Below are 5,965 nucleotides of genomic sequence, written 5' to 3' on the forward strand. Positions count from 1 at the left end.
GCCTTGGCCAGCAGGACCTCACGGGACTCGAGGTCCGCGAGCTTGGTGACGTCCGCAGCGGTCAGGGTGCGGCCGTCGAGGACGCCCCCCTTGATGACCAGTGCGGGGTTCGCCTTGGCGAAGTCACGCAGACCCTTGGCAGCCTCGACCGGGTCACCGGTGACGAAGGCGATCGCCGACGGGCCCGCGAGCGCGTCGTCGAGGCCAGTCAGACCGGCTTCCTTGGCCGCGATCGCGGTCAGCGTGTTCTTCACCACGGCGTAGGTTGCGTTACCGCCGAGCGCCTTGCGCAGCCGCTTGAGCTGCGCGACGGTGAGCCCGCGGTACTCGGTCAGCACGGCCGCGTTCGACTCACGGAACAGGTCCGTGAGCTCTGCGACAGCGGCTGCCTTGTCCGGCCTCGCCATGGCAATCCTTCCGATGGTGGTGCCACCGGTCGTCAGGCCCGCAGATGTGTCGTCAGGAACGACAAGAGCCCCGCGCAGGCGCGGGGCTCGACGTCAGGACACGGCATACCGGTCCGTCCGGGAACACTCACCTGCGCTGGCCTCCGCTGCTGCGGGACTTCGGGCGGACTCACACAGGGTGACTCCGACGACCGGCGGTCTTGGGCCCCACGAGACTACGGCACCGGTTGTGGCGAACCAAATCCGGCAAGCGTCACACGGGCGCCCCGAAGCACATCAGCGGCGCCACGACCCCGGTGACCTGCGCGTCCTCCGCCACCGCGGTCGCCACGGCGTCCGCGACCGGACGCCCCGAGCGCAGCAGCGCGTGCGTGCGCGTCATGACCCGCAGCGCGGTGTCGTCGGGCAGCGGCGCGACGGCCGCCACCACGCAGCCGACTCCCCGCCGCAGCAGCACGCTCGCCATGCCGAGCGCCTCTCCCCCGGCCCGGATGCTCGCGCGGCCCACCTCGCAGCTCGACAGCAGGACGAGGTCGGGCGTCTGGCCGCCCGCGTCCAGCTCGTGCGCGAACAGCGGGCCGTCGGCCATCCGGACCGACGAGAACAGCGGGTTGTCCGGCTCGTGGCGCCCGTGCGCGGCCAGGTGCACGACGCCCGGCGACCCGAGCAGCTCGATCATCCGCGCGACCGTCGCGTCGTCGCCGACGACGGCCTCGCCGCCGTCCCACAGCGCAGCGATGTCCCGCGCCTCGGCGTCCGCGTGCCGCAGCCCTGGTCCGGCGGCGGCGGTCACCCGCACCGGTGTGTGCGGCGCCGAGCCGGCGAACGTCATCCAGTGGTGCACCGACGGCGCGACGACCGTCGGGCGGCCCAGGCGGGAGGACAGCATCGACCACGGCAGCACCCCGAGCCAGCCGGTCGCGACGACCACGAGCTCGCCGGGCGCCCCGAGCGCGGGCGCCAGACGCTTCTCCAGGTCGGTCATGCCGTGCAGCAGCGAGCGCCGCGCGACCTCGCGCAGGTCCGCCGGCACGAGCGTGTTCGAGGTGACCTCGAGGTCCGCGTGCACCCGCCGGACCAGCTCCGCCACCGCCGCCGAGTCACCGAGGTGGTGGACCGTGCTGTGACCGTGCCCCATCTCGACGGCGAGGACCTGGCCGCGGTGGCTCAGCACGTCGAGCACCGTGCTGCCCGGGCGTTGGTCGAGCGTCCGCCGGACCTCGGCCGCGCGGCCCGGACGGTCGTCGCCCACCCGACCGCGCTCGTGCCACGACCGCGCGAGGATCTCGTGCTTGAGGCGCTGCGCCTCGCGGATCATCCGGATGCGCTTCGGGTCCGCCCCGGCGCGCTGCGGCACGCCGCGGTTCTCGTCGATGAGCCTCCTCAGCTGGGTGAGCAGCTCCGCCGACACCGGGTCGTCGGGCGGGTTGACCCTCGGCGTGCCGCCGATCACGGCGCGGGCGCGCTCCGCAGCGTCCAGCACCGCCGAGGGCCGGTCCGCGGCCAGCGCCAGCCGGACGTCGAGGTCCGCGAGCGCCCGGCCGTGCACCGCCCCTGCGGTGCGCAGGTCGAGCGACCCGAACCGCGACCGGTGCAAGGCGAGATCGCGCTGACCTGCGCGGACGTACCGTCCGGCGCGCGGCCGGTCGCCTGCCGCGAGCGCGAGCATCGCCCGGATCCAGCGGCCGTGCAGCCGCACCGTCACCGGGTCGCTGCCCCGCACGGTGCCCAGCTCCTCGAGCACTGCCGCCGGGTCGGCGAGCGCCCCGCGAGCCAGGTCCGCCTCGATCCGCACGTACGCGGCGGCGCCCTCCCAGACCGTGCGACCCGTGGCCTGGCACATCCGCTCGAGCTTCGCCGCCCGCCGTGACAGGCCCGCCCAGAGCGCACGCGTGCGCGGGTCGTCGTCGAGCGCGCTCGCGTACGTCACCGCGTCCGCCTGCAGCGCGAGCAGCGACGTCCGCACGACCCACGCCTCGTCGCCTCGCCGCCGGAACCGCCGCTCGGACGACGCGACGAACCGGCGAGCCGCCGACACGTCGCCGCGGAGCATCGCGCACTCCGCGCGGCCCAGCTCGCACTCCGCGACGTCACGGGGCAGGTGCTGCGCCTCGAACTGCTCTGCCGCCTCGGCGAACGTCGTGTCCGCGACCCCGACCAGACCCGCCTCGAGCAGCACCCGGGCGCGGTCGAGCATCTGGATCGGGTGGGGCGGGCCCGGCAGCGTGCGCGCCGCGACCTCCATGCGCGCGAGCGCGTCGGGCAGCTTGCCCTCGACGAACGCCAGGTAGCCGAGGTTGTGCTCCGCCTTGAACGTCAGCCGGTCGAACCCTGCCTGGCGCGAGCGACGGGCGCACTCCGCGTAGTCGGCGCGCGACTGCGCGACGTGGTGCAGCTCCGAGTGGAGCACGCCGCGGTTCAGCAGGCTCCGGCAGCCGTCGATCGGCTCGGCGTCGTCGATCTGCGCGACCGCCTCGTCGAGCCAGCGCAGTGCCTCGTCGTGCCGTCCGGCGCGCAGCGCGAGCAGCCCCCGCACACCGGCGACCGCGGGCTCGAGGCCGCGCCACCGCAGCCGGGGGTCCACCGCCTGCTCGGCGAGCATCTCGTCCAGCTCGTCCAGCGCCGCCCGCGGACCGCCGCGCGTCTCGAAGTCCGCCTTCGCGAGCTCGATCAGCGACCGCGCACGCAGCCGCACCGCGCCGGGAGTCGGCTCCATCGTCGCGAGCGCGCGCAGCACCGGGCGCAGACGACGACGCGCCCGGGTCGGCCGACCCTCCGCGTTCTCCGCCTCCGCCCGCTGCACCGCCTCGACGAGGACGTCGAAGGAGGGCGGCCCGGTCGCCGCCGGGCCGCCCTGGTCCGACATGTCTTCCTAGAGCTCGATCTGCGGCGTCACGATCGGCACCGTCGGGTCCGACGGTCGCCGCAGGACCAGCCGCGCCGGCCCGTGCTCCACGTCCGTGAAGGAGAACCGGCCGTCAGAGTCCGACGTCGTCGTCGTGACGTCGCCCGACTGGTGCAGCTCGACGGACAGCTCGCCCGCCGGGGCGGCCCACCCGTCGACGCGCACGCGGCCCGCCTCGGGGTGCACGGAGATCATCACCGTGAGCACGTCCGTGGTGAACGTGATCGTGCCGGCCTCGATGCTGGTCTCGTCCGCCCGGCGCGCGAGCTCCGGCTCCCCGACCAGGTGGAGCTCGGCGAGCTCCGCGTGCAGGGCCTCGATCGTCAGGGCCATGCCGATGCTGTCGACGAGCCCGGGGGGAACAGGGTCCGCCGCCTCGACGAGCGCCGCGATCCGGCGCAGGATCTCGCGGTCGTCGACGTCCATGCCGCCCGCGGCGACCAGGGCGAGCGTGCTCTCGTCGGTGCTCATGACACGCTCCAGGCGGGGTCGGAGGAGAGGGCGATGCGGAGCTTGGCCAGGCATCGACCGCGGGTCGGGCCGATGCTGCCCACGGGCATGCCGAGCGCCCTCGACACGACCGTGTAGTCCGGCCGGTCGACCAGCGCCACCAGGCCCAGCAGCCGCCGGCACCGGTCCGGCAGCGACGACACGTGCTGCCACAGGATCTGGTCCCGCTCGGAGCGGACCGCCATCGTGTCCGGACGGTCGTCGACCGGGGCCGCGAGCCAGTCGGTGACGTGCTCGTCCTGCTCGTGCCGCACCAGGTCCTCGCGGGACCGGCGCACCGAGCGCCACGCCGCGCGCTTCGCGGTGACGAGCATCCACTGCAGCGTCGCCCGCGGGTCGCGGATGGAGTCGATGTCCCGTACGAGTGTCAGCCACACGTTCTGCACCACGTCCTGCGCGGTCTCCGTGTCAGCGCCCTGCGCCCGCACGGTGTGCCACAGCAACGGCGTCATCACCTGCACCAGCGCTGCGAGGGGCTCCCTGTCCCCGTCGCGGTAGGCGACCACGGCTCGAGCGGCCCGGTCGGCCAGCCCCTCACCCTGGTCGCGGAGCGCGGTGTCCACCGGCTCCACCAGGTCGTCACTCATCATGGACCCCTCACAGGCGGCCTCGTCGGGCGGCCGCCACTGACACAGTAGGCGGCCCGGAACAACCCCGACAAGGACGACGAACCACGTCTCGGGCGCCCGTCCAGGACCACGTCCCCGCGCACCCGCGCGTGATCCCCGCCTTCGGGATCGACCGTCAGGAGCCGGGCCGCCCGCACCAGATACGTCCCTCGAGAAACTTCCTCCCCCAGCGTGTATCAGGGCTGGTCCAGGGCGCTCCTGCCCATCACCCGCCCGACTTTGCCCTTCCGCTGCGCCGGGGGCCGCCGGAAGGCTGTCGGACGACCCGCTTGACCGATCCGAGGAGACACGCGACATGACCGAGCAGGACCGCACGCCGCAGGACCTCACGCGCGAGCAGATCCGCCCGACCAAGCGAAACATCGAGAACGCCCTCATCGCGCGCCCCGGCGTCGTCGGGGTGGACATCGGCGAGAAGTGGTCCGACGGCCGCCCCACCGGCCGGCAGGCGATCGTCGTGCACGTCGAGCGCAAGCTCGGCGACGGCGAGATCGCGGAACAGGACCGGATCCCCGCCACCATCGACGGCGTCCCCACCGACGTCGTCGAGCACCGCGTGCGGCTGCTGTCCTCCTCGCCCGCCGTCGGGGAGCGCGACGTCGTCCGCGGCCGCGTCCGGCCCCTCGCCGGCGGGCTCAGCCTCGGTCCCGCCGACCCCGTCACGGTGCCCGTCGACGGCCACGCGCAGCGCCGCTCCGTGAACGGCACGCTCGGTGTCGTCGTCACCGACCGCCTCAGCGGTCGTGCGCTCGGCCTCACCAACTGGCACGTCGCCGCGGGGGACGGCCTCGAGGACGCCGGCAGCACCTGGATCCAGCCCGCGCTCGCCGACGGCGGCGACCCACGGCGCGACCGCGTCGGCGCCCTCGTGCGCGGCGCCCTGACCGACACCATCGACGCCGCCGTCGTCGCTCTCGCGCCGGGTGCGCCGTGGGTGCCCGGCGTCCTCGGCATCGGCGCCGTCACCGGCGCCGCGGCGGCCGCCGAGGACGGTGTCGTCCGCAAGTACGGCCGCACCACCGGGCTGCGCACGGGCCGCGTCGTGTCGACCGACTACACGACGTCCGTCGACTTCGGCCCCGGCACCGGCTGGCGGACTCTGCGCGACCAGATCCGCATCGAGCCCGACGAGGGCGCCGAGGCGTTCTCCTCCGAGGGCGACTCCGGCTCCGCGGTCGTCGACGAGCACGGCCGCGTCGTCGCGTTGCTGTGGGCCGGGGAGGACGACGGCTCCTACTCCGTCGCGAGCCCGATCGCCGACGTGCTCGACACCCTCGGGGTCGACGTCGCGACCGTCGAGACCGCGCGGGCCGCAGCCGCCCGACGGCTCGCGCTCGCCCGTCGGGAGCGGGCTCTGGCCGCGCGCCGGCTGCTCGCCCGGCGCACCGCCGGGTGGAGCGGGCCGTTCCCGCCCGTGAGCGCTGCGTTCGGCGCCGGGTGGCGCGCCGCGACGTCCGGCCGGACGAGCGCGAGCGGCGCCGGCGCCGGCGCCGGGCGGAACGGTGCACCTGTCT

General features: G+C 74.9%; 5 protein-coding genes. 1 reads left to right on the top strand and 4 read right to left on the bottom strand.

Annotation, left to right across the window (positions count from 1 at the left end):
* The 4 genes from rplJ to J7523_RS19800 form a co-directional block, all read right to left on the bottom strand.
* Positions 1-407 (bottom strand): 50S ribosomal protein L10 (rplJ, locus tag J7523_RS19785; RefSeq protein WP_291890425.1); only part of this gene is annotated, 407 nt, incomplete at its 3' end.
* Positions 408-660: 253 nt separating this feature from the next.
* Entirely contained in the window at positions 661-3,273 is a 2,613-nt protein-coding gene (locus J7523_RS19790) for a CHAT domain-containing protein (protein WP_291890426.1), read from the bottom strand.
* Positions 3,274-3,279: 6 nt separating this feature from the next.
* Positions 3,280-3,783 carry a carboxypeptidase regulatory-like domain-containing protein gene (locus J7523_RS19795; protein ID WP_291890428.1) on the bottom strand — a complete coding sequence of 168 codons (504 nt, stop codon included), beginning with the start codon at positions 3,781-3,783 and terminating at the stop codon, positions 3,280-3,282.
* A complete protein-coding gene (locus J7523_RS19800) occupies positions 3,780-4,409 on the bottom strand; it encodes a sigma-70 family RNA polymerase sigma factor (protein WP_291890430.1) in 630 nt (209 codons plus the stop codon). Before J7523_RS19800 ends, J7523_RS19795 begins: the two co-directional genes overlap by 4 nt.
* A gap of 337 nt (positions 4,410-4,746) precedes the next feature.
* Between J7523_RS19800 and J7523_RS19805 the strand changes: the two genes are divergently transcribed.
* The coding region (locus J7523_RS19805) for a trypsin-like peptidase domain-containing protein (protein ID WP_363267395.1) at positions 4,747-5,965 on the top strand (1,219 nt) is incomplete at its 3' end.

Origin of the sequence: Cellulomonas sp., from assembly GCF_017744555.1 — a bacterium.
Taxonomy (GTDB): Bacteria; Actinomycetota; Actinomycetes; order Actinomycetales; family Cellulomonadaceae; genus Cellulomonas.

Excerpts from the sequence above, each read along its gene's own strand:
- J7523_RS19790 (WP_291890426.1), bottom strand. The coding sequence starts at position 3,273 with ATGTCGGACCAGGGCGGCCCGGCGGCGACCGGGCCGCCCTCCTTCGAC.
- J7523_RS19800 (WP_291890430.1), bottom strand. The coding sequence starts at position 4,409 with ATGAGTGACGACCTGGTGGAGCCGGTGGACACCGCGCTCCGCGACCAG.
- J7523_RS19795 (WP_291890428.1), bottom strand. The coding sequence starts at position 3,783 with ATGAGCACCGACGAGAGCACGCTCGCCCTGGTCGCCGCGGGCGGCATG.